This window comes from Porphyromonas miyakawae, assembly GCF_045865415.1.
GTDB lineage: Bacteria > Bacteroidota > Bacteroidia > Bacteroidales > Porphyromonadaceae > Porphyromonas > Porphyromonas miyakawae.
In genome coordinates this window covers 18,739-41,695 of the sequence record NZ_BAAFSF010000004.1, presented here as the reverse complement: position 1 = coordinate 41,695, position 22,957 = coordinate 18,739, and the positions used below count along the sequence as shown (strand labels likewise).

Sequence of the window (22,957 nt, the reverse complement as noted above, 5' to 3'; positions counted from 1 at the left end):
AGTATTTTCCTCAATGCCTGCTCACTACACTGCGTTTCACCGGTAAAGAGGGACAAGCTCAAAAAACACTTTCTTTCCTCTCTAAGAAAAGTAAAACAAAAAAAATAGAGAGTAGATATGAGTTATTTCTATACGTCTGAATCTGTCTCAGAGGGACATCCGGACAAAGTTTGTGACCAAATAGCCGATGCGTTATTAGATCATTACATAGCAGCCGATGCAGACTCTAAGGTGGCGCTTGAAGCGTTGACCACGAGAGGGCTACTCATGTTGGGCGGAGAAATCAGCTCAACGGCACATGTAGATTATGACCGTGTAGCGCGCAGTATTATACGGGAAATAGGATATACTAAAAGCGAATACGGCTTTGCAGCAGATAGCTGTGGTATATTAAGTGCCATACATGGTCAAAGCCCGGATATTCACCGCGGTGTAATACGCGCTACCCCTGAAGAGCAGGGTGCCGGAGACCAAGGAATCATGTTTGGCTATGCCACCAATGAGACACCCGATTATATGCCGCTCACAACCGACTTGAGCAATGAGCTCCTCAAGACATTGGCAAAAGCGAGGAAAGAGGGTGTACTCCCTTATCTGCGTCCTGATGCTAAAAGTCAGGTAACCGTAGAATACGATGATGCGCATCATCCCATTCGCATTGATACCATTGTGCTATCTACACAGCATGACGAATTTATTCGCCCTAAAGATAGCACTAAAGAGGCGCAGCAAGAGGCGGACGAGGAGATGCGTATGCGTATCCAACAAGATATAGAAAAGTACATTCTTCCACCCGTAATTGACTCTTACGGAGCTGCCTTCCGCCCACTCTTTGAAAAGGGCTATAAGCTGCTGGTTAATCCAACAGGTAAATTCGTCATTGGTGGTCCATACGGAGATGCCGGTGTGACAGGTCGAAAGGTTATCGTGGACACATACGGAGGGCGTTCAGGACATGGAGGAGGCGCCTTTTCCGGTAAGGATCCCTCTAAAGTGGATAGATCCGCAGCTTATGCGGCAAGACACATTGCCAAGAACTTAGTTGCTGCAGGCATTGCAGACGAGGTATCTATACAATTAGCTTACGCCATTGGTATTGCAGAGCCGATCAGTATCTATGTAAACACCTTCGGCACCAATAAAACACGCTTCGACGATGGGGAAATTGCAAAGAAAATAGGCGAAATATTTGATTTGCGTCCGTATGCCATTGAACAAAACCTCAAACTTCGCACCCCTATATATCGAGAGACTGCTGCTTATGGTCACTTTGGGCGTACACCGCGTACACTGACCAAGCACTTTGAATATAGTGATGGCAAATCGGTTGATTGCGAAGTAGAGCTATTCTCCTGGGAAAAGCTGGATGCCGTAGATTTACTGCGTAGCCATCTGCTATAAGGATATACCTCCCCATAATGAATAACCGTAGAGCGGTGACTCTTTCCTTAGCGTTAGAGTCACCGTATTCTTGTCCTATAGATCAAATAAAAGATTTGAATGATTTTAATCTTTGACCTATGGGCATCATTCAGGTTGTTTCACAGTCAAAGTGCCTTTGATAAGAAAGAATTACGGATAAACGTTCTGTTTAAAAGTGCTATGTTTCACAAAATAATATAGATGTTTCCGACTCATTGTCAGTAGATTAGCAAACATCGCCTGATATGTTGATAACTTATTTTCGGAAGTTGTTGTAATCAAAACTCTTAACTATAAAGTAACAAACATCGGACGAAATGTCGCTCTTGCGAAACGTTGCCCTTTGGGTTACCTTTGCACTGCAACGTTAGGGAAACCTCCTAAAGTATTCTATCTCATGGGAGAACCCTCATTACACCCGTTTCTGACGAAAAAGAAGCAAAGAGAAAGATAAGAAAAAGAGAAGAAGAAAGAGAAGAATCATGGCACTTGATGAAGGATCTGCGGCGATCAGGGGAATATTTAGTAGTGGGGAAGCGGTACAGCTCTCTCATGAGGAAATATGGAGTGCTGCCCTCTCATTATTCAAGCAACGCTTGGAAGAGAAGGCATTCAATACTTGGTTTCTTCCTATTGAACCAATCAGCTGCATAGATTCTACCCTTACCATACGTGTACCCTCTAATTTCTTCATTGAGTACATTGAAAAGAACTTCTCACATATCTTTGCCGATGTATTGACACGGATTATGGGACCGGCGGCGCGGCTCCGATACATAGCCCCTATTGATAGCAGTGTACGACGTGATAATAGTGGCTCCATTACGACGCTCTCGCATCCCGAGAATGCCGGACGCACAGAGGTACAGCCATCGGTGAAGACAAATACAATCGGGTGGAAGCATAACCTGATTGAAAACTTCACTTTCGATACCTTCATCGAAAGCGCTTCAAATATGGTCTCTTATACACTGGCTAAGCATATCAGCCAGAAGCCAGGAATGCTTACCTACAATCCATTTTTCGTTTACGGAGCACCCGGAGTAGGGAAAACTCATCTTATCAATGCTATTGGCTGGGAAATACTTAAGCTTCATCCGGAAATGCGCGTGCTATACATATCTAGTGACACGTTCCTGCAACAGTTCACGAGTGCTTCCTGCAACCATAAGACGGATGATTTTACGCACTTCTACCAACAGGTAGATGTGCTCCTAATTGATGACATACAGGGACTGATTGGAAAGGAGAAAACACAGATTGCTTTTTTCCAAATCTTCAACCACCTCTTTCAGTTAGGTAAGCAGATTGTGCTATCTTGCGATAAACCACCTGTTGACCTTCAGGGCATGCACGAGCGGTTGGCTTCGCGTATATCCGGCTCTTGCACTACACAGATAGATCGTCCCGATGAAGAACTGAGGCGCAATGTGCTACACCAAAAGATGGAGAGAGAGTCAGTCAGACTCAGCGAGGATGTAGTCAACTACATAGCAAAGAGCGTTACGGGCAATCTGCGTACCTTGGAAGGTACTATATCCACTCTGCTGGCACACTCAGTAGCAAGGGGAGTAAAAGAGATCAACCTGAAGTTTGCGCGAGAAATAATAAGCCTCAATGTACGCATTGATGAGCCGGATCTTACTCTGGATCGCTTTGTTACGCTAGTTTCTGACCGCTTGGGAATTACTATAGATGAGATGCGTAGCAAAAGCCGTAAGCAAGAAATTGTGATGGCGCGACAAATTGTGATGTACCTCACACATAAGTACACCGATGAGCCCCTCACAGCCATTGGGCAAATGTTAGGTGGAAGAACCCATGCTACCGTACTGCACTCCTGCAAAGTGGTGGAAGAGCAAATGGAGCAAAGTAGACTGATGAAGTCTACCATCAGGGATATAGAGAAAGAGTGCTTACTGTAAGCACCACGTACCACATCTGCTTTAATTTACTATTTTTGTAAAGACATACATCGCTATGCCTGCGTGGTGAGGTTTGCCCCTTCGAATAGGTATAGCACACGAATTATAGATTATGGAGCAACAAGAAGACCTCTTTAAAAAAATAGTTTCACATTGTAAGGAGTACGGATTTGTATTTCCTTCTTCGGAAATTTATGATGGTTTGGCTGCCGTATATGATTATGGTCAATACGGAGTAGAATTAAAAAATAACCTGAAGCAATATTGGTGGAAGAGCATGACCTTGCTACACGAGAATATCGTGGGTTTGGACAGTGCTATTTTTATGCACCCAAAGATATGGCAAGCCTCAGGACATGTGGATGCTTTCAATGATCCTCTTATCGATAACAAAGACTCTAAAAAACGTTACCGGGCGGATGTATTGATTGAGGACTATCTGGCAAAACTTGAAGGAAAAGTAGACAAAGAGATAGCAAAGGCACGCAAACGATTTGGAGAGAGCTTCGATGAAAAGATGTATCGAGAGACAAATGCACGCGTCAAAGGCTACTTGGATGAGTACGAGGCTCTACACCATGACTTTGCGAAAGCAATGGAGGAGAATGATCTTACCCGACTGCGGGAGCTGATCATTGAAAAGAAGATCGTCTGTCCTATCTCAGGAACTACAAACTGGACTGAAGTTCGTCAGTTCAACCTTATGTTTTCCACAGAAATGGGATCAACCGCAGACAGTAGTATGCGTATTTACCTGCGTCCCGAAACAGCCCAGGGGATCTTTGTAAACTTCTTGAATGTGCAGAAGAGCGGTCGTATGAAGCTTCCCTTCGGTATTGCACAGATAGGAAAGGCTTTCCGTAATGAGATCGTAGCGAGACAATTTGTGTTCCGTATGCGTGAGTTCGAGCAAATGGAGATGCAATTCTTCGTAGCACCGGGAGAGGAGCTTAAGTGGTTTGAGTATTGGAAGGACTTGCGGATGAAGTGGCACAAGTCTATTGGCTTGGGCGATGAAAAGTATCGCTATCACGATCATGAAAAGCTGGCTCATTATGCTAATGCAGCTACCGATATCGAATACCAAATGCCTTTTGGCTTCAAGGAGGTAGAGGGTATTCACAGCCGCACAAACTATGACCTTTCGCGCCATGAAGAGTTCTCCGGCAAGAAGATGCGCTACTTCGATACGGTGAAGAACGAAAGCTATATACCCTATGTGGTTGAAACTTCCATTGGTGTAGACCGCCTTTTCTTAAGCGTTATGTGTGGAGCTTATTGCGAAGAGGCTACAGACAACGGAGAATCTCGTGTGGTGCTTAAGTTGCACCCTGCCTTGGCTCCTGTCAAACTTGCTGTACTTCCTTTAGTGCGCAAGGATGGATTGGATGAAAAGGCGCGAAACGTAGTAGAAAAGCTTCGTTTCAACTTCGCTTGTCAGTATGACGAAAAGGACTCTATAGGCAAACGTTACCGTCGCCAAGACGCAATCGGTACACCCTATTGTATTACGATAGATCACCAAACACTGGAGGACAATACCGTTACTATACGAGATCGCGACACTATGGCGCAAGAACGCATCAATATAGATCAGCTTACCGAAGTGATCGATGCAAAAACCAATATGACTAACCTACTTAAGCAAATAGCACAATGAAAGCTTACACTACAATAGTCGTATCGCTCATTGCTCTGTTCGCATTTACGGCTTGCCAAGAACGCTACAATGCCACTGAAGAATGGAGAAGAGAAAACGAAAAGGCATTTGAAGACTTTGCCTCTAATAAAGAGTACGAGGCTGTATCTATAGATGGGTCGACTGCCTTTGTGTACATGAAGTATCTCAAGCATGGAACCGGTACTGTCAATCCGATTGAAACATCTCGTGTTCAGATCCATTACTCCTGTGCCTACTTAGCCGGCAATAAAGCAGAGATAGACAGTAACTTCGATAGCGAAAAACCTGCCACAATGGCTATCAACAGAGGAGGAGCTAATGATTGTATATTAGGGGTCAGAATAGCTTTGCAAAATATGGTAGTAGGAGATGAAACAGAGGTTATCATTCCCTGGTTTTTAGGTTACGGATCATCCACAACTTCATCGGTAAGAGGGTACTCAGCGCTCCGCTTTCACCTACAATTAGATAGTATTATACCTGAATATATTCCATAAAAATTTCAATATGAACCAACCTAACCTTCCAAAGATCTTAATTTCCAACGATGATGGTATCCACGCCCCCGGCTTAACTGCCCTCATTGAAGCATTGCGCCCATTAGGAGAAGTGATAGCAGTGGCTCCTGATGGGCCGAGAAGTGGCGCTTCCTCATCCATTACTTCTATCGTACCCCTTACGATTAAGCAAGTAATTAAGGAACAAAACTTCTCCCTTTATCGTACTACGGGAACGCCAACTGACTGCATCAAATTAGCACTCAACGTACTCTTTAATGATAGACTTCCCGACTTAGTAGTGGCCGGTATTAATCATGGAAGAAACGATGGCGTATGTGTACTTTATAGTGGCACAATAGGCGCTGCCTTAGAGGCAACCATAGCAGGAATACCCTCCCTGGCTGTTTCACTTAATGATCATAGTGAAGAGGCTAATATGCATTATGCAGCCGGTTATGCTCGGGCTGTTGCGGATTGGATGCTTCATAACCCGACACCAATTCATACCATGCTCAGCCTTAATCTACCTTTAGAGGAGCCGAAGGGTATGAAAGTATGCAAGCAAGCAGTTGGTAAGTTTGTGAATGAGTACCATGAAAGCGAAAATGGACGTGGGGGTAGGGTATATTGGATGACTGGGCATCAAGTGAAAACGGTAGAAGACGAAGCTACTGACTTCGACTTCTTGGGAGAGGGTTTTGCTACACTGACGCCTATCCAAATTGATATGACTAATCATAGTTATCTCAATGAATTGAGGGGTAAGATGGAGCATATTAAGCCCATCTTCTGACTATTCCTATGCGTTATTTTCTTGTAGCGGGTGAAGCATCCGGAGACTTACATGCCGGGGAGCTGATCAGTGCCCTAAGGAAATTAGATCCTGAAGCAGAATTCGCATTTATGGGAGGAGAAGCAATGGCTAAGGCTGCCGGTACGTCTCCTATACTCCATTACAAGAAAATCGCATACATGGGATTCGGTCCGGTCATCAGGAATTATAGATCGATCCGACACGCTGCCAGGGAAATACAGCGCGCTATGCTTCGTTTTGCTCCTGATCGGGTGATTGCGATAGATTCATCCGGCTTTAATCTCCGCTATATTTTATCCTTTGCCTACAAGGCACTACCCGAAGCAAAACGCTTCTACTATATAGCTCCTAAAGTATGGGCTTGGAAAACAGACAGAGTAAAGCTATTACGGAAGTATTGTCATGAAGTGCTCTCTATCCTTCCATTTGAAGAAGCCTTCTTTTTAAATCACAATATTCCATGTACCTATGTAGGCAATCCTACTGTAGAGGAACTTGCTCCATACTGCTCTACAGATGGGCACATTGGGTCAAATAATCAACATCAACTACCCATATCTGAGAAAAGACCTCTTATAGCTCTGCTGCCCGGTAGTAGGAAGCAGGAGATACGTCGCAATCTTAAGCTCATGACAGAGGTCGCTGCTTCTTTCACAGATTATCACTTTGTTATTGCGGCAGCTCCAGGTATTGAGGACTCTTTTTATACCCCATACCTAACGGACCATGTATCCATAGTGCGAAATAGTACCTATGCACTCTTGGCGACTTCGAAAGCAGCTTTGGTTACCTCGGGTACTGCAACGCTTGAAACAGCCCTCATTGGTACTCCTCAAGTCGTTATTTACCGAATAAATGGGCAAAGAATATTGAACTATCTATTTGACAAGCTTATTAAAGTACCTTATATCTCTTTGGTAAATCTTATTGCCGGTAGAGAAGTGGTCACTGAGCTATTGGCTGCTGACGCTACTGTACAACGTATCCGTAAAGAATTAACAAAGATACTACAGCCTGCCCATGCCGAAGAGATACGCAAAGGATATGAGCAAGTGCGTGTAACGCTCGGGAAAAAGAATGCAGCTATGGGAGCAGCGCAACGAATCTATTATTATTGATTACGTGGATGATACTTAAGGATCTGATCGCGTAAGTGACTCCTATCAATGTGCGTATATATGGATGTGGTGGATATATCTGCATGTCCGAGCATGAGTCTGATGGCTTCCAAATGTGCTCCACCTTCCAATAAATGAGTTGCAAAACTATGACGAAACGTATGGGGGCTTATATTCTTTTGTATATCCGCCTTCTCAGCTAAGTCCTTAACTAATGCAAACACAGTTATCCGCGATATTCTAACCCCTCGTTTAGATAAAAAGAGATAGATTTCTTCTCCACGCTTGGGCTCTGCCCTACCGGGAGAGGAGAGGTAGCGCTCAATTGAGCGGATAGCCTTTTGACTCATAGGAACTAGTCGCTCTTTTCTTCCCTTTCCGAATACACGTAAATATTCTTCATCTATGAATATATCGGCTAATCGAAGAGAACAAAGCTCCGAAACCCGCAAACCGCAACTATAGAGCAGCTCAATGATAGCCACGTTCCTTGGCCCCTCTGCGGTATCCACATCCGCAGCTTTTATAATAGCGTCTATTTCTTCCACAGTAAGCACTTCTGGAAGATGTACTCCTATTTTAGGTGCTTCCAGCAACTCTGAAGGATCGCTTTCAATGTACTCCTCAAGCAGTAGAAAGCGGAAAAAGCTTCTTACACCGGAAATGATGCGTGCCACAGAGCGTGCTGTGATGCCTATATCATAGAGCTGAGCAAGGAATTGCTGAAGTGTAGCATAATCAATCTCTCGCCACTCGAGTCCCTCAGTTTCTACGTAGTCGATCAACTTTGCCGAATCCGACAAATAGGCTTCTACACTATTCTCTGTCAGGTTTTGTTCTAAACGAAGGTACTGACGATATTGCTCCAATAGTTTGGCATTTCTATCTATCATTCTCTTACGAATACACTATCTTTGTGACAAAGATAAGCGAAATCAATGCCAATAAACAAGATACTGATCCTCAATGGACCTAATCTAAAGCATGTCGGTAAGCGGGAGCCAGATATTTATGGATCTACTCCTATTGTGCCCTATTTAGAGTCTCTTCAAGCACTATTTCCTTTTACTATTGAGTGCTGCTACACCAATTCAGAAGGAGAAATAATTGATCGGATTGAAAGCACTGAGGCGGATGGTATTGTGCTAAATGCGGGTGGATATACCCATACCTCTGTAGCTATCGCTGATGCAATTCGTGCTACTGTAGTACCTGTAATAGAGGTGCACATATCCAATATATATGCTCGAGAGAGCTTTCGTCGTCAATCCCTTATCGCACCTTTCTGTAAAGGTAGTGTATCGGGATTCGGTCTAGACGGCTACCGTTTAGCTCTTATTGGATTAGAGCAAATTATTGCCAACCAAGCCAAGTAAGCACTATTTAAAGGCTTATCGGCGAACTAACTAATCATCGTGCGTCATACCTGTCTCAACTCATACGCAGCGCTCATCAAAGAGTTCATAGCCTATCAGAGTAAAGAGTAAGTGTTTAGCAGCGGGGAAAAACAGAGAGATTCTAAGCGATTGACCCAATTAAGTAAGCCTACGAACAAAAAATGACACCTTCTATAGAGCAAATAATGGCTTATGCAGAGCGGATGAGTGAACAGGAGCCTCCCTATCTATCTCATATCCGTCGCCAAGCCCACCTACATCTGATGCAACCCCGTATGTTAGTGGGTCCCTACGAAGGACAATTACTCGCCTGGCTTACAGCGGTCATCAATCCTCATCGTGTACTTGAGATCGGCACTTATTGTGGCTACTCCTCTCTCTGCATTGCTTCGGGCCTACAGAGAGAAGGTGCGCTCGTCCTCACCATAGAAAAAAATGACGAATTAGAGGAGCTTATTCGACAAAATATAGCCTCGTCCCCATTTCAAGAGCGTGTGCAGCTGCATATTGGAGATGCCACGGCACTTATTCCGAAGCTTACTGAGGCGCACACCTTTGATCTCGTATATATTGATGCTAATAAACGTGAATATATCACTTATTACAATCAATTGCTTCCAAAGCTACCCTCAGGAGCTGTCATTATTGCAGATAATACCCTTTGGGATGGGAAAGTAATCCAAGATCCCATGCCTCAAGATGCGCAAACAAAAGGAATTGACGATTTCAACCGTTTAGTTGCATCCGATTCGCGTGTTACCTCTTTTCTACTTCCCATACGAGATGGTTTAACCCTGATTCGTGTTAAGTAAAACGCATTCATGGGAATATGCTAACTTTGCCGATAAAGATAGAGAATGGAGTGTATATAATATGTCTTCCATAAATAAAGTTATACTGATGGGGTATGTAGGCAAAGATGCCGAAATAAGGTACTACAACGACAATCAAGCCTATACGACCTTTATGCTGGCTACCCATCGTCCCGCTACGCGACAAAAGAGCACTTCAGAGCAAACCGATTGGCACCGCATCGTAGTTTTTGGAGAAGCAGCCGTTACCGCAGGCGAACAGGCCCGAAAAGGTACACGGCTCTTTATTGAAGGGAGGCTCTCCACCCGTCAATTCACCGATAAGAATAATCTTAAGCGTACCATTACCGAGGTTATTGCTGATCGAATTACCTATTTAGACGCTAATAAGCAGCCTCAGTCTAATGGGGAGGATGCTGAAGCTAAATAAAAACACACTTAATTATTGATGGATCCGGAATCGATTCCACTTTTACTTTCAATCGGCAATTCCTTTGCTAATCTATTCGCCGGGGTCACGATAAATCCCTTTTCTTGGCAGATTGGAATTTCCATAGCCGTTGTAATCTTACTGCTTATTATCTCCGGCTATATGTCTTCCTCCGAGAGTGCCTTCTTCTCACTCACGCCTCAAGACATTCATACCATTCGCAATAGCAACTCAAAAACAGATCAAACGCTCTTATCCCTATTGGGCCACTCCGAGGAACTCTTAGCTACTATTTTGATCTGTAACAATACGGTCAATATTGCTATTGTGCTTCTGAGCAACTATGCGCTAACCCAACTCTTTGATTTTGGCACATCCCAAACACTCAGCTTCGTAGTACAAACTATCGGCTTAACCCTTCTTTTGCTTCTCTTTGGGGAGATCATCCCGAAAGTATATGCTACACGCAATCCTTTAGCCTTCTGCCGCTTTTCCTGTGTAATCATGGCACCTATTGTCAAATATCTGAGTCCGCTTTCCAAAAGTCTTGTTAAACTGGGTACCCGTATAGAGAGGGGTAACGGCTCCGATAGCTATGATATATCTGTGGATGACCTTTCTAAAGCGGTGGAGTTAACCGTGGAAAGTGGTAGTGAACAGAGCGATATCATGGAGGAGATAGTGCGCTTCTACGATAAAAGAGTCGAAGATATCATGGCGCCTCGTATTGATATGGCTAATATTGACTATAGTTGGTCATTTAAGGCCGTGCTTGACTTTATTGTCGAGTGTGGCTATTCGCGTATACCGGTTTATGAAGGTACGCAAGATAACATTCGTGGCATCCTCTATATAAAAGACTGTATTCCCTACATCAATGAATCGGATGATTTTGAGTGGCAAAATCTTATACGTCCTGCCTTTTTTGTACCCGAAAACAAAAAAATAGACGATCTACTGGAAGAACTTAGGGCTAAACGTATTCACATTGCTATTGTAGTAGACGAGTATGGCGGCACATCCGGCTTAGTCACTATGGAGGATATTTTGGAAGAAATTGTTGGAGACATTACGGATGAATATGATGAAGAGGATCTTCCTTACACACGACTTGCCGATGGTGTTTACCTTTTCGATGCCAAAACTCCGACCAATGATTTCTGTCGCTTGTTGGATATTGACCCCTCCATATTTGCTGAAATAACACAAGAAGTAGATACCTTAAGTGGCTTATTTCTTGAAATTAAGCAGGAGTTACCCCATAGGGGAGACGTGGTCACCTACAAGGACTTCACTTTCGAGGTCACTGCTGTAGATAAGCGTCGTATCCTACAGCTCAAGATAACCCTTCCTGCGTCTGTGGGTATTGCCGACGCAAAGTAAATGGGTGGTATGCTTCCATACCCTTATACCCCTACCGTCGCACATATCGATAGGCTTACTCCCAAGGATGAGGCTCTATCCACTCGCCAAAGAAGCACGGCAGCGGCTTGTCGGCTCCTTGAATTGCTTCTTAATAATCACATTGAATTAGCTCATCTCAATAGTGGAAAGCCTTTCCTCTTTAATTACGCCTGCTCGCTCTCTATCGCACATAGTGAACACTATGTAGCCGTCCTAATTGCCCCCGCTGCTCGCTTCGTAGGAATTGACATTGAAGAGCCTCGGGAAAAGCTCCTCACTTCAGCCCCTCGATTTATGCATCATAAGGAGCTCGCACATTTTCATTCACTTGCGGGCAGACATGAGGCAATGGAATATGCCTTGAAAGTGTGGTGCGCCAAAGAAGCCGCTTTCAAGGCCATTCCTCAAGCTTCAGCCGGATTCGCAAGCGATTACCTGCTCGACAATGGATATATTCTATATTATCCTACGCTCCGATCTTTTCCCGTAACCTTCTACCGCTCACGCGCCTATCTCTTAGCCTCTGTCTGTATTGCAGCGCTTACCGAATAGCAGAAGCGGAAATAAGCAGAAAGATGGGAGAATAGGGTGCAAGCCTTATTTTTTTATATCCGGGATCTGTTAAAAAAAGATAGAGATGATTTGAATAAATAGGTTCTGATCTTTCGTTTGAAAAATACAGATCTTTCAAGTGAAAGGTATAGATGTTTTCTCCCTTAAGAATAGATCTATTATCAAGTACTTGCGAGGAGCCTTTTAGGTAGTAAGCGAAAAGCCCCGCCAAAAGTGGCAGGGCTTCTTTATAAAGTGGCATTTCTCCTTTCCCTTTCTTTGAGCGAACAAAACGCCCATGGAAGAAGAGAAGGGGTGCCGCTACATTAATAATTCTCTGGATAGATCTGGAAGAAGCTGCGCGGGTGGTTGCATACAGGGCAAACCTCCGGAGCCTCTTTTCCTATTACAATATGACCGCAATTGATACACTGCCAAATAGCAGAGCCATCTTTGGCAAATACAACCTTATCCTCAATGTTCTTCAGAAGCTTGCGATAACGTTCTTCGTGCTTCTTCTCAATAGCAGCTACTGTACGGAACTTGATAGCAATCTCGGGGAAGCCTTCTTCCATTGCTTCCTGAGCCATTTTGTCGTACATGTCTGTCCATTCATAGTTTTCTCCGGCGGCTGCATCGGCTAAGTTCTGCGTGGTATCGGGTATATCGCCCTCATGGAGGAGTTTAAACCATATTTTAGCATGCTCTTTCTCGTTGTTTGCCGTTTCCATGAAGATATCGCCTATTTGTTCGTACCCATCCTTACGAGCTTTAGATGCATAGTACTGGTACTTTGCATGTGCTTGGCTCTCTCCGGCAAACGCAGCCATCAAGTTGGCTTCCGTCTTTGTGCCCTTCAGTGCAGAGGGTTTAAACTCCTTGAACTTCTCAGCCTTGACATGACAAACAGGACACTCGGCAGGTGCCTTGTTCCCTTCATGAATATAACCGCAAACAGGGCAAATAAACTTTTTCTTCTTCATAATAATGTTTCCTTTTCCTAAACGAAATTTCCTATTCTCTTCTTATTTTCCAAATTTGTAATTGGGGCTTTTGCGCCTATTCCTCTGTTATACAGAGAAAATGGCTCTCTGAATAAGCTTTTAACTATTCAGATGTTTGCCGAAGACCCTTTCTTTCTGCAACGTTCTTTAGGACCATCCTAATTTATTCTCTCCTATACAAAAATAGTCATTTATTGGTATATATCCTAATGTGCTAAGGAAAGATGTAGGGTAGGGGAAAATGTAGCGTACCATAAGCCCCGGGTGATGGAAAAATCCATTTGCCCGGGGCTCTGATGAGGTGGAAGCGCATTGTCTCCCACAATGAATAAAAATATTTGCCGCTTAGAGCTCAGCCGTTATTGAGCTACTACCTTTCGTCCGGCCTTGTCAATGACGATTAACAAAGTATGTGCATTGGGTAAAGAAGCTGTGTATGAGTTAGTGAAAGAGGAAACATTCATAAGAAGCTCTCCTGTAAGCGTAAATACCTTTAGTGAGTGAGGTAGATTATCGCTTGCTACAATTTGCAAAACACCATCGTGTAAGATTACTTTACAGAGGTCTGCCGGAGTATCGATCCACTCAGCCTGATCCGCATGTCCGCATTCTCCTCCAAATACCGGATAGCTTAGGTCATTGCTCTCGGTGAAGCAAACGTTTTGCGCTGCCGGCATGCCCTCGGCATTCTTACGGACAAATACTACAGAGCCGGACTCCGTGCCGATCCCTTCTACCCACTTGTAATTGCGAAGGGCATCGGCCTGAGAGGCTGTTTTTGGGGCATCAATATCCTCAAAATAGTAGCACTTGCGGTCAGCACCGGCAATTTGCTCGGTGGTTATTTTCTTTAGTGTCGAATAGATGATATCTCCCTCTTGTCCTTTCGTACGAATCGCCTTTTCTGAGTGGAGCGGATAATACTTACCGATCACCCATTTATTGTAATCAATGATGGGGATAGGAAAGTTGTACACCAGCACCTTGCCTTCTGTATCTCGTACGTCAAAGTAAACCGTTCGCGATGCCCCTTTTTCATTTATTCTCCCGATGGAGCTTTCCAATACATAGTATATCTCTTTGTCGTGTACTACCGGTTCTTCAAATTTCATCGTATAATACTGATCTTTGTCGGTTACGTTAAGTGCGCTCCCTGCCGGCAATTTTATACTCCATTTGTGTTTGGGCACAGCGATGGAAAGGAATGTATCCTCTGAGTTTTCTGAGAGAGATGCTCCTGTTGTAGGGGTATTCTTCGGGTATTCGTATGTGGGTAGAGCAGCTCCCTCTTTATGGGCTGACTCACTGTCAGATGCGTGTCCAAATATCCCATACTTGACCCCTTGAGCGTTAGTGAAGTAAATGCACTTAGGAGGGTATGAACCTGTTATTTCATGCGCATCGTAAGAGACAAAATCCCAAGGTGTACCTAAGCCTTCAATCCAGCAAAAGTCGTCGGTATAATTCAATGTACTTAGCTCGCGATGCTTCTCGGCATATAAATACTCAAAGTAGTATACTCGTCGCATGGCACCTGCCATCTGCACAATGTCTTTCTTGACCAGCTTGACCGGTATTCGCTCCCTTTTTTCGGTGAATTTCTTAAGGAAAAAATAGTCTCCTTCTTCAAGATTGTAGTCAAAGAGCAACTGTTCCTCTTCTGCCTCTGAATACCGAATGTACACCTGATCTCCCTCTTCGCGAAGATAGTAGACGATTCGATTGTTGTCCGGATGATTGGGTTGCCTAGAGTTATAGCCATCACTGACTACCGGGTAGTAAGTGGTGTGACCTATGGTAACGGAAGCCCCTATTTTCTTCTTATTGAATTGAGGCGGATTGTCTTGTCCCGTAGGTCCCCCCGGGCGGTTCATATTATACATGATGGTCCACTCTTGCCCCGGTATAACAAAAGAGATCTGAGTTTGTCCATCGTTTTTCTCTTTCAAACTATTGCTTTGCGGAGTCTTAACTATAGTCGCTCCCTCATTTGGAGTCGCTCCGGCTGTAGAGAAGAGAAAGAAGAAAGTAAATAATGAAATAATCGCTATTCTCAGCGCATTCTTTTGTCTTTTCATAAGTCAGATCTTATTAAATTATACTGTTTTTCTACTTCTTGAATTATAGGGCCAATGGTAACATTTTATTCTTAAGTATCGATTAGTTGCATTATAGCTTGACTATTCGATTATAAAATATTATTACCCTCTTTAGCAATTGCTTGTAATGGGTAATTATAGCTTTCAAGTCTGTACTGCGGTAAAGATATAAAACTTTTTCAGAAAAAGTGCCACCATGCAACAAATAGTATTGAATTTTCTTATTTCCTGTAAAATAATAAACATTAAATCTCTTTTGCCCGGTGTGTCTTCCAACTGAAAAGATTGTTTGTAATAACCGAAGAGAAAACTTTGGGCCGGTAAGTAAGCAGAGATAGAAATACGTTTTGTGAGGTTTCGCTCTATCTTTGCAGTGAATAGAAGCTCATCTTTGTGAGCAAAAATGGAGCTTAGAGAGGAAATAATGGCATCAAATAGGTATAGTACGATGGAAGTTCGTATTTTTGTGTAGTTATTAGAAAGAAGATATATGCTACAAGAAGCAAATAAAGATAATAGTCCGATAACAGGAACCCGAGCAGCCGCCTCACATACCGTGGCTTCTTTGGAGGAAGGACTCTCTCACGTAATAATAGGGCAGAAGCACTTAGTGCGTAGTATGATTATTGCCCTTCTGACAGATGGACACTTGTTGGTGGAAGGCGTTCCGGGATTAGCCAAGACATTGGCTATTAAGAGTATGGCGAGCTTAATCAATGCCGATTTTAGCCGAATACAATTTACCCCTGACTTATTACCGGCTGACGTGACCGGTACCTTAGTGTATAACCATGCCAAAGAGACGTTTGTGGTCAAGAAGGGACCTATCTTTGCCCACTTCGTATTGGCGGACGAGATCAACCGCGCACCGGCAAAGGTGCAGAGTGCTCTTTTGGAAGCTATGCAAGAGCGTCAGGTGACAATAGGAGATACAACCTATTCTTTGGAAGAGCCATTTATGGTAATGGCTACCCAGAACCCCATTGAAGAAGAGGGTACTTACCCACTTCCTGAAGCTCAGTTAGACCGTTTTATGATGAAAGTCTTAGTGGACTATCCGACTGCCGAAGAGGAAGAGAAAGTGGTAAGGCTCAATATGCGTGGTGAAATGCCTCAGCTAAAGCCTATCATAGATCGGGAGGACATACGAAGCGCACGCCGTGCAGTAAATGAGGTTCATGCGGACGATAAGATAGTACGCTATGCAGTTAGTCTCGTAATGGCCACTCGTCGTCCGGAAGAGTGCGGACTTGAGTCATTCAAACCCATGATCCGGTATGGAGCTTCCCCACGAGCTTCGATATACCTTATCTTAGCGGCGCGTGCTACCGCCTTGTTAGAGGGTAGAGATTTTGTGCTTCCTGAGGATGTACGAGATGTAGCACACGATGTTCTGCGTCATCGTATCGGCTTGAGCTACGAGGCAGAAGCAGAGCGTATTACAGCAGATCAAATAGTGGACGAAATCCTTAATAAGGTGATTGTACCATAAGTGCCCTATCATTGTGACGAGCAAAGAGCTATTAGAGAGGGTTAAGCGGGTCGAAATAAAGGCAAAAGGGTTAGTAAATAACGCTTTTGCAGGGCGATACCATAGTGCCTTCAAGGGGCGCGGTATGGCATTTAGTGAAGTGCGCGCTTATCAAGCCGGAGACGATGTGCGGGATATTGATTGGAATGTGACCGCTCGGTACGATATGCCCTTTGTCAAGCTTTACGAGGAGGAAAGAGAGCTGACCCTTATGCTGGTAGTCGATATGTCGCATAGTTTGGACTTTGGTACGATCGCAGAAACGAAAAGAGACTTAGTGGCTGAGATAGCAGCTACTTTAGCCTTTTCGGCAATGGAAAATAACGATAAGGTGGGGGTGGTGCTCTTCACTGATCATGTGGAGAAATATATTCCGCCTGCTAAGGGGAGACGACACGTATTGTATATCATTAGGGAGTTACTCTCTTATCAAGCTACCGGTAGAGCTACTAACGCAGAGGTCGCTCTTGACTTTCTTAATGGCGTGCTCAAAAAGCGGGCTACCGTATTCCTGATGGGTGACTTTATATCGGATGATCTGACTGAACCTTATTGTAAAAGACTCAAGCTTACCTCTCTTCGTCATGATTTAATGGCTATTGAGGTAGGGGATCGGAGAGAGGCTATTTTGACCCCTATGGGGTTGGTACGTTTTGAAGATCTTGAGACCGGACGAACGGCATGGGTAAATACTTCCTCTAAAAAGGTCAGGGATCAATATTATGCTCGTTATGTAGAAGCAAAGGCGCGTCATTCAAATGTGCTGTACCACTTGGGTATAGATTTTACTGAAGTGCAGTGCGGAGAGGATTTTGCTTTGGCTTTATTAAAACTATTTGCAAAAAGATGAAGCGCAGATTATTGGGTATTCTCCTGACTTTCCTAATCAGCTTTGTCGCTCTTGAGGCACAAGAGATAGGTATTACCAGCACCCTGGACAGGGCCGATATTATGATTGGAGAGCAAGCTCTTGTGACGCTGAAGATACGTACTGACCATTTGGATGACACTTATCTGATCATTCCACATGACGAGCAGCTTGGGCAAGCTGAGGCGCTCTCCTTTACCGTTTTAGATACACTTGACTTAGGCGGAACACTTAAGGAAATTACTGCACAGATGGTGGTTACATCCTTTTCCGAGAATAGTATTGTAGAGCTGCCGGCGTTCGGAGTTAGGGTAGGGCAAAGAGAGTTTTACTCACGGCCGTTGGTGCTGAAGGTTACGATGCCGGAGGTGGATACAGTACATCCGGAGCGGTTCTATCCCCTGAAGGCTGAGTGGAAATTGAGGTATAGTTTTGCCGAAATAATGGCTCTCGTATGGCCTTGGTTGGTGACCCTCTTAGTGTTGGGGGGAGCTGTATGGGGCTATCTCCTGTGGCGTCGCCGAAGAGCTACTGCAGCATTGCGTCCTACAAAGGCGCCCTTGGTTGAGTCACTCGATCCTTTACAATATTTGAAGAAAGAAATTGAAGCTATTGAAAGGCGTCAGTTACCTGAAAAGGGTGCAGTAAGAGAATTTTTCACCCTGGTAGATGGTGTCTTTAGGGAGTATTTGACTCGTATTGGTGTGGCTGAGGCTACGAAAATGAACTCAAGGCAGCTCTATGCTACATTATGCCGGGATGGACTTATTCCGGATGCAGCACTGGCTCTTCTTAAGCAGCTACTTGAGAATAGCAATGTTGCCAAGTTTGCAGCCTCTTCGCTGCGTCCTAATCTGGCAGAGCAAGCAGGAGACGACTACTTAAGCGTAGCAGAAACATTAGATGCGGCACTTCGTAAGCAAAGAGAGGAGATAGAGCAATGATATTTCTGCATCCTAAATATTTGTGGCTCTTAGTAGTTGTCCCTCTTATAGTCGCATACTATGTAGGGGTGTTTACTCGGCACCATGCTACTTTGAAGATTTCCTCCTTTTATCGTCTTCCCTCGGGAGGAGTGCGTGCTCAATTGCGTCATATTCCTTTCGCTTTGGAGATGTTTGCTTTAGTACTGATAGTGATCGCCTTGGCGCGTCCGCAGAATAGCAATACGATAGAGCGTAACCGAGTAGAGGGTATTGACATTATGCTTGCGCTGGATGCTTCCGGGAGTATGATGGCAATGGATCTGGAACCCAATCGTTTTGAGGCAGCGAAGAGTGTGGCTATGAGCTTTATAGAAGAGCGACCTAATGATAATATAGGTTTGGTTGTCTTTGCCGGAGAAAGCTTTACGCAGTGTCCGTTGACTACGGATCATGTCACGCTCAAGGAGCGTCTTAGCGAGGTTCAAATAGGCTCCTTAGAGGATGGTACGGCAATAGGTATGGGAATCGCTACAGCATTGAACCGCCTCAAAGAGAGTAAGACAAAGAGTCGGGTAGTGGTACTCCTTACGGATGGTACGAACAATAGTGGTAGTATTTCTCCCTCAATGGCAGCTTCTATTGCGCAGAGCCTTGGTATTAGAGTCTACACAATAGCCGTAGGTACACTTGGTGAGGCACCTTATCCACGGCAGACACATTTTGGCGTTGTGGTGGATTATGTAAAAGCAGATATTGACGAGGCCTCTCTAAAGCAAATTGCTGAGGTAACCGGTGCACATTACTATAGGGCAACGGATAATGCTACCCTTAAAGAGATATATCAAGAAATAGATCGATTGGAGAAGAGCAAGCTGATTGTGCGTAATACGGTCGCTTATGAAGAGCTTTATGCCCTATTTGTACTAATCGCATTATTGCTTTTGTTGGTTTCTTTAGTATTAAGAGCAACTCTATTTAGAACGAATCCATGATCACTTTAGCAAATCCTCAGTATCTGTGGTTACTGTTCGCCTTGCCCGTTATTATCGCTCTGCTTTATTACGGTTATCGTAGGAGGAGGCGTGATGAAAGACGTTTTGCTGAGTTGCCCCTTCTTAAGCAACTAAAGCCGGAGGCAACTACCTTACATAGGCTTCTTCGCAATGCACTTGCAATAATAGCAGCAACGTTTCTAATTATTGCTTTAGCTCGACCGCAGCTTTTTAGAAAGAAGGAGATCCCGAATGAGGAGAAGGGTATTGAGGCAATGATAGTGATGGATGTATCCAACTCAATGCTCGCTACGGATTTATCGCCCAATCGATTGGAGTTTGCTAAGATTACGTCTCAGCGTGTAGTAGATGCACTAAGAGAGAGTAAAATAGGCTTGGTCGTCTTTGCTGCTGATGCTTATATCCATTTGCCCATTACAACTGATATAGCATCGGTGAAAACTTTTATCTCTGACTGTTCTGCAGGAATGTTGACTAGCCAAGGAACTGCTATTGCTCCTGCCATTGAGAAAGCTGCTGCCTCTTTCAGTTCACGAGACGATATAGGGAAGGCGATTATCCTCTTTACGGATGGGGAGAATCATGACTCTGATGCAGTAGCCGCAGCAAAAAAGGCTGCTGAGAGCGGAATAAAAGTATTCGCAGTAACCGTTGGTTCAACCGAGGGTGAGCGTATTCCCATCGAGGGGGGCTATCTGAGAGATGAAAATGGGCAAGAAGTAGTAACGCGAGCTAATCCACAACTTTGTAAATCTATCGCAGAGGCCGGTGAGGGTGCTGCTTTCATAGGGGAGAGTGTGGTTACATTAAGCCGTCACCTTAGAGACGAGTTGTATAAGCTACCACAGGGTGCTGTTACTTCCCAAGCCGGTACGACAGAAGAGCTATATGGTTGGTTTGTAGCTGCTGCCTTTATTTGCTTATTCCTCATGCAGTTTATCCTCATGAAAAAGAACAAGTATATCAGCCGTTTGCACTTATTCGACAGATGAAACAAAAGGTATTATTCTTGGTAATTATCTTGCTCACCGGGCTATCCAATACCATTCTTATGGATGGTCAGAATGTCTCTTCTCGGCGTATCTACAGAAGTGCTGTCCGCAGTGCGCATCACAATAAAATGGAAGAGGCAGAAGGAAAGTATCGAGCTGCATTTAAGGCCGATAGCTCGCTTTTGCATGCACAATACGGATTGGGTGGCGCTCTGTATGAGCAAGGCAAGTACGACGAAGCAATTGAGGTGTATGGAAAGGCAGCTGAAAATAAGACTTTGACTGCAGAGGAGGCCGCTGCACTACTCCATAATTTAGGCAATGCTTTTATGAAGAAGCAAGATTATCCTAAGGCTGCCGAAGCGTTTAAGCAATCCCTTAGAATAAACCCTACCGATGAAGAGACTCGTTATAATTTGGCTTTGGCTATGAAACTTATGCCCAAACAAAACCAAAACCAAAACCAAAATCAAAATGGAGGGGGCGAGCAGCAGCCGGAGAAGAATCAGCAGCCACAATCCCAACCTCCAAAGAACCCTGCTCAGAATAATCCAATTGATCAACAAACGGCAGCCCAAATATTAGAATCATTCCGCGAGGATGACGATAAAACGCGTCAGCGTGTAGAGCAGCAACGCAATGATTCCCAACCCCGTAGCAGGAAAGGAAAGCAATGGTAGTAAAGCATACACAAGCTCGATTGGGCTTCTCGCTTTTTCTCTGTCTGGCGTTTTTCTGTTCGCTAAATGCACAGGTCAGATTCACATGCGATGCTCCCAAGCAAGTGGTGGCAGGCGAGCAATTTCAAGTTCGTTTTATTCTTGATGGGGCTAATGGCTCTAGCTTTACCCCTCCTAAGTACTCCGACTTATCAGTTCTATTCCCTCCGGAGAATGCGGTTTCAATTGCTAATGTAAATGGGCATGTAAGTACCACTTATACCGGGACCTTTTTAGCCAAGACCAAAGGAAAAGTAACTATTTCCCCAGCATCCATTGTAGCTAATGGTAAGCATTATACTACACGCCAGGTAGTGATTACCGTATTACCCCAAGAAGCGGGAAGTACACGAGGGAACAAGGGCACTCCCTCCTCCTCTAACAGGGCAGCAAATGAGGAGCTCTTTATTCTTGCCATTCCCTCTAAGACTACGGTATACGAGCATGAAGCTTTGCGACTCTCATTCAAGCTTTACTCTCATAGTAGTCGTATCCAGTTTGAAGAAGCAAAGTTTCCCGAGTATGATGGTTTCATAGAGGAAGAGATCAAGCAGGGTGAGGTGCCTCAATTGGTGATAGAGCATTATAAAGGGAAGAATTATTTCACGGCTGTCATTAGAGAGGTGCTCATTTATCCACAGCATAGTGGCTCGCTTACCATTCCACAAGGCGACTTCGGGTTGATTGTCGCCGTTGAAGAAGACTTTGATACTCCGGAAAAGTTTTTTAGTCAGTCCTCAGTACCTACGGTGCGAAGGCGGGTTATTTCCCCGGCAGTCAATATTAATGTGAAGCCTTTACCTGATGGAGCTCCTAAGGGATTTACGAACGCAGTGGGAAGTGATTTCTCTATTGAATTGGCTTCTCCAAAGGGAACTCCGGAAAAAACAGGTGTGCCCGGATCGGTTAAACTAACAGTCAAAGGGACCGGCAATATGAAACTGCTTTCTATGCCTAAGGTTACCTTTCCGGAGAGCTTTGATTGCTATGATCCCGTTACTAATAGTGATATCAATATCTCTCAAAACGGAGCTTCCGGAAGTAAGACCGACACGTATCAATACATAGCCCACAATACCGGTACTTACACACTTCCGGAAATTATCTTCTCCTATTTCGACCCGACTGATAAAGCTTATCATACAATCAAAAGTAGCCCTCTCTCCCTTAGGGTTGAGCCAGGTGTCGCAGAAAAGGGAAGTAAGGAAGATGGCACATTGCTGGGAAATGACATTGCTCCGTGGAAGAAAATGCGCGGTGGCTATGATGGAACGGTATATCGCTTTCTGGCATCGCCAATTTGGTATATCCTCTTCCTCTTGATCCTATTTGCGGGTGGAGCTTGCTATATCTTATTCCTTCGACATAGAAAACGTAGTGCAGATACACCTTTAAATCGTAAAAGGAAAGCTTACAGCAATGCAATTGTGGAATTACGTCGTATTGAATCACAAATAGTTTCTGTGGCAGATTTGGATGCTCTATACGAGCTCACCGCTAAAGCTATTTATCAGTTTATCGCAGATCTTTTCATGCTCCCATTGGGTACGCTCAATAAAAACTCTTTGCTAAGTATTGATGCCCCTGAGCAACCCCGCAAGGCATTAAGTGAAGTGATCTCAATAGTAGAAGAGCGACGCTATAGCAGGGACAGCTCCCCCTCTTATGGAGCTGAGGAGCTGCGGCAATTGATCAGTAGGTGCACTCAGGCGATGCAGCAGATAGCAAATGATAAGAAAGGTGTTTAAGC

21 protein-coding genes are annotated in these 22,957 nt (G+C 44.3%); 18 read left to right on the top strand and 3 right to left on the bottom strand.

Annotated elements, in window-relative coordinates:
• Positions 1–117: 117 nt before the first annotated feature.
• The 6 genes from metK to lpxB all read left to right on the top strand — a co-directional run bounded on the left by metK (position 118) and on the right by lpxB (position 7,460).
• Positions 118–1,401 carry a methionine adenosyltransferase gene (gene metK / locus ACLWMH_RS05790; RefSeq protein ID WP_411915759.1) on the top strand — a complete coding sequence of 428 codons (1,284 nt, stop codon included), beginning with the start codon at positions 118–120 and terminating at the stop codon, positions 1,399–1,401.
• Positions 1,402–1,904: 503 nt separating this feature from the next.
• On the top strand, positions 1,905–3,347 hold the full coding sequence (gene dnaA, locus ACLWMH_RS05785) for a chromosomal replication initiator protein DnaA (RefSeq protein WP_411915758.1): 1,443 nt from the start codon (positions 1,905–1,907) through the stop codon (positions 3,345–3,347).
• A gap of 112 nt (positions 3,348–3,459) precedes the next feature.
• Complete coding sequence (locus tag ACLWMH_RS05780; RefSeq protein ID WP_411915757.1) at positions 3,460–5,007, top strand: glycine--tRNA ligase; 1,548 nt, start codon at positions 3,460–3,462, stop codon at positions 5,005–5,007.
• Positions 5,004–5,525, top strand: coding sequence for an FKBP-type peptidyl-prolyl cis-trans isomerase (locus tag ACLWMH_RS05775; protein WP_411915756.1), 522 nt, complete (start codon positions 5,004–5,006; stop codon positions 5,523–5,525). The genes ACLWMH_RS05780 and ACLWMH_RS05775 overlap by 4 nt, the downstream gene beginning before the upstream one ends.
• A 10-nt stretch (positions 5,526–5,535) precedes the next feature.
• A complete protein-coding gene (gene surE, locus ACLWMH_RS05770; RefSeq protein ID WP_411915755.1) occupies positions 5,536–6,321 on the top strand; it encodes a 5'/3'-nucleotidase SurE in 786 nt (261 codons plus the stop codon).
• Positions 6,322–6,329: 8 nt separating this feature from the next.
• On the top strand, positions 6,330–7,460 hold the full coding sequence (gene lpxB / locus ACLWMH_RS05765; RefSeq protein ID WP_411915754.1) for a lipid-A-disaccharide synthase: 1,131 nt from the start codon (positions 6,330–6,332) through the stop codon (positions 7,458–7,460).
• On the opposite strand, the gene xerD is transcribed toward lpxB, so the two are convergent.
• The gene (gene xerD, locus ACLWMH_RS05760) at positions 7,454–8,353 is read right to left on the bottom strand and encodes a site-specific tyrosine recombinase XerD (RefSeq protein ID WP_411915753.1); all 900 of its coding nucleotides are present in this window, start codon (positions 8,351–8,353) and stop codon (positions 7,454–7,456) included. The two genes, lpxB and xerD, sit on opposite strands and share 7 nt — an antisense overlap.
• Positions 8,354–8,404: 51 nt before the next feature.
• Between xerD and ACLWMH_RS05755 the strand changes: the two genes are divergently transcribed.
• The 5 genes from ACLWMH_RS05755 (at position 8,405) to ACLWMH_RS05735 (ending at position 12,055) form a co-directional block, all read left to right on the top strand.
• A complete protein-coding gene (locus ACLWMH_RS05755) occupies positions 8,405–8,836 on the top strand; it encodes a type II 3-dehydroquinate dehydratase (protein ID WP_411916233.1) in 432 nt (143 codons plus the stop codon).
• A 182-nt stretch (positions 8,837–9,018) separates the two neighbouring features.
• Entirely contained in the window at positions 9,019–9,669 is a 651-nt protein-coding gene (locus ACLWMH_RS05750; protein ID WP_411915752.1) for an O-methyltransferase, read from the top strand.
• Positions 9,670–9,730: 61 nt separating this feature from the next.
• Positions 9,731–10,099, top strand: a complete 369-nt coding sequence (locus ACLWMH_RS05745) for a single-stranded DNA-binding protein (RefSeq protein WP_411915751.1) — start codon at positions 9,731–9,733, stop codon at positions 10,097–10,099.
• Between the two features lie 18 nt (positions 10,100–10,117).
• Positions 10,118–11,482 carry a gliding motility-associated protein GldE gene (gene gldE / locus ACLWMH_RS05740; RefSeq protein WP_411915750.1) on the top strand — a complete coding sequence of 455 codons (1,365 nt, stop codon included), beginning with the start codon at positions 10,118–10,120 and terminating at the stop codon, positions 11,480–11,482.
• A gap of 9 nt (positions 11,483–11,491) precedes the next feature.
• Positions 11,492–12,055, top strand: coding sequence for a 4'-phosphopantetheinyl transferase family protein (locus ACLWMH_RS05735; RefSeq protein ID WP_411915749.1), 564 nt, complete (start codon positions 11,492–11,494; stop codon positions 12,053–12,055).
• 326 nt (positions 12,056–12,381) lie between these two features.
• On the opposite strand, the gene rbr is transcribed toward ACLWMH_RS05735, so the two are convergent.
• On the bottom strand, positions 12,382–13,038 hold the full coding sequence (rbr, locus tag ACLWMH_RS05730) for a rubrerythrin (protein ID WP_411915748.1): 657 nt from the start codon (positions 13,036–13,038) through the stop codon (positions 12,382–12,384).
• 380 nt (positions 13,039–13,418) lie between these two features.
• Positions 13,419–15,137 carry an enhancer of polycomb-like protein 1 gene (locus ACLWMH_RS05725; protein ID WP_411915747.1) on the bottom strand — a complete coding sequence of 573 codons (1,719 nt, stop codon included), beginning with the start codon at positions 15,135–15,137 and terminating at the stop codon, positions 13,419–13,421.
• A gap of 511 nt (positions 15,138–15,648) precedes the next feature.
• Between ACLWMH_RS05725 and ACLWMH_RS05720 the strand changes: the two genes are divergently transcribed.
• Genes ACLWMH_RS05720 through ACLWMH_RS05690 form a run of 7 tightly spaced genes read left to right on the top strand, consistent with a single transcriptional unit; the run spans position 15,649 to position 22,955 of the window.
• A complete protein-coding gene (locus ACLWMH_RS05720; RefSeq protein WP_411915746.1) occupies positions 15,649–16,650 on the top strand; it encodes an AAA family ATPase in 1,002 nt (333 codons plus the stop codon).
• Positions 16,651–16,663: 13 nt separating this feature from the next.
• The gene (locus ACLWMH_RS05715) at positions 16,664–17,539 is read left to right on the top strand and encodes a DUF58 domain-containing protein (protein ID WP_411915745.1); all 876 of its coding nucleotides are present in this window, start codon (positions 16,664–16,666) and stop codon (positions 17,537–17,539) included.
• Positions 17,536–18,501 carry a hypothetical protein gene (locus ACLWMH_RS05710; RefSeq protein ID WP_411915744.1) on the top strand — a complete coding sequence of 322 codons (966 nt, stop codon included), beginning with the start codon at positions 17,536–17,538 and terminating at the stop codon, positions 18,499–18,501. The genes ACLWMH_RS05715 and ACLWMH_RS05710 overlap by 4 nt, the downstream gene beginning before the upstream one ends.
• Entirely contained in the window at positions 18,498–19,475 is a 978-nt protein-coding gene (locus ACLWMH_RS05705) for a vWA domain-containing protein (RefSeq protein ID WP_411915743.1), read from the top strand. The genes ACLWMH_RS05710 and ACLWMH_RS05705 overlap by 4 nt, the downstream gene beginning before the upstream one ends.
• Positions 19,472–20,488, top strand: coding sequence for a vWA domain-containing protein (locus ACLWMH_RS05700; RefSeq protein ID WP_411915742.1), 1,017 nt, complete (start codon positions 19,472–19,474; stop codon positions 20,486–20,488). The genes ACLWMH_RS05705 and ACLWMH_RS05700 overlap by 4 nt, the downstream gene beginning before the upstream one ends.
• Positions 20,485–21,168 carry a tetratricopeptide repeat protein gene (locus ACLWMH_RS05695; protein ID WP_411915741.1) on the top strand — a complete coding sequence of 228 codons (684 nt, stop codon included), beginning with the start codon at positions 20,485–20,487 and terminating at the stop codon, positions 21,166–21,168. Before ACLWMH_RS05700 ends, ACLWMH_RS05695 begins: the two co-directional genes overlap by 4 nt.
• Positions 21,162–22,955, top strand: coding sequence for a BatD family protein (locus tag ACLWMH_RS05690; RefSeq protein WP_411915740.1), 1,794 nt, complete (start codon positions 21,162–21,164; stop codon positions 22,953–22,955). Before ACLWMH_RS05695 ends, ACLWMH_RS05690 begins: the two co-directional genes overlap by 7 nt.
• The last annotated feature ends 2 nt before the right edge of the window (positions 22,956–22,957 follow it).

Bases quoted from the DNA above. Each gene is read 5' to 3' on its own strand.
- metK (WP_411915759.1), top strand. From the start codon at position 118: ATGAGTTATTTCTATACGTCTGAATCTGTCTCAGAGGGACATCCGGAC.
- dnaA (WP_411915758.1), top strand. From the start codon at position 1,905: ATGGCACTTGATGAAGGATCTGCGGCGATCAGGGGAATATTTAGTAGT.
- ACLWMH_RS05780 (WP_411915757.1), top strand. From the start codon at position 3,460: ATGGAGCAACAAGAAGACCTCTTTAAAAAAATAGTTTCACATTGTAAG.
- ACLWMH_RS05775 (WP_411915756.1), top strand. From the start codon at position 5,004: ATGAAAGCTTACACTACAATAGTCGTATCGCTCATTGCTCTGTTCGCA.
- surE (WP_411915755.1), top strand. From the start codon at position 5,536: ATGAACCAACCTAACCTTCCAAAGATCTTAATTTCCAACGATGATGGT.
- lpxB (WP_411915754.1), top strand. From the start codon at position 6,330: ATGCGTTATTTTCTTGTAGCGGGTGAAGCATCCGGAGACTTACATGCC.
- xerD (WP_411915753.1), bottom strand. From the start codon at position 8,353: ATGATAGATAGAAATGCCAAACTATTGGAGCAATATCGTCAGTACCTT.
- ACLWMH_RS05750 (WP_411915752.1), top strand. From the start codon at position 9,019: ATGACACCTTCTATAGAGCAAATAATGGCTTATGCAGAGCGGATGAGT.
- ACLWMH_RS05745 (WP_411915751.1), top strand. From the start codon at position 9,731: ATGTCTTCCATAAATAAAGTTATACTGATGGGGTATGTAGGCAAAGAT.
- gldE (WP_411915750.1), top strand. From the start codon at position 10,118: ATGGATCCGGAATCGATTCCACTTTTACTTTCAATCGGCAATTCCTTT.
- ACLWMH_RS05735 (WP_411915749.1), top strand. From the start codon at position 11,492: ATGCTTCCATACCCTTATACCCCTACCGTCGCACATATCGATAGGCTT.
- rbr (WP_411915748.1), bottom strand. From the start codon at position 13,038: ATGAAGAAGAAAAAGTTTATTTGCCCTGTTTGCGGTTATATTCATGAA.
- ACLWMH_RS05725 (WP_411915747.1), bottom strand. From the start codon at position 15,137: ATGAAAAGACAAAAGAATGCGCTGAGAATAGCGATTATTTCATTATTT.
- ACLWMH_RS05720 (WP_411915746.1), top strand. From the start codon at position 15,649: ATGCTACAAGAAGCAAATAAAGATAATAGTCCGATAACAGGAACCCGA.
- ACLWMH_RS05710 (WP_411915744.1), top strand. From the start codon at position 17,536: ATGAAGCGCAGATTATTGGGTATTCTCCTGACTTTCCTAATCAGCTTT.
- ACLWMH_RS05705 (WP_411915743.1), top strand. From the start codon at position 18,498: ATGATATTTCTGCATCCTAAATATTTGTGGCTCTTAGTAGTTGTCCCT.
- ACLWMH_RS05700 (WP_411915742.1), top strand. From the start codon at position 19,472: ATGATCACTTTAGCAAATCCTCAGTATCTGTGGTTACTGTTCGCCTTG.
- ACLWMH_RS05695 (WP_411915741.1), top strand. From the start codon at position 20,485: ATGAAACAAAAGGTATTATTCTTGGTAATTATCTTGCTCACCGGGCTA.
- ACLWMH_RS05690 (WP_411915740.1), top strand. From the start codon at position 21,162: ATGGTAGTAAAGCATACACAAGCTCGATTGGGCTTCTCGCTTTTTCTC.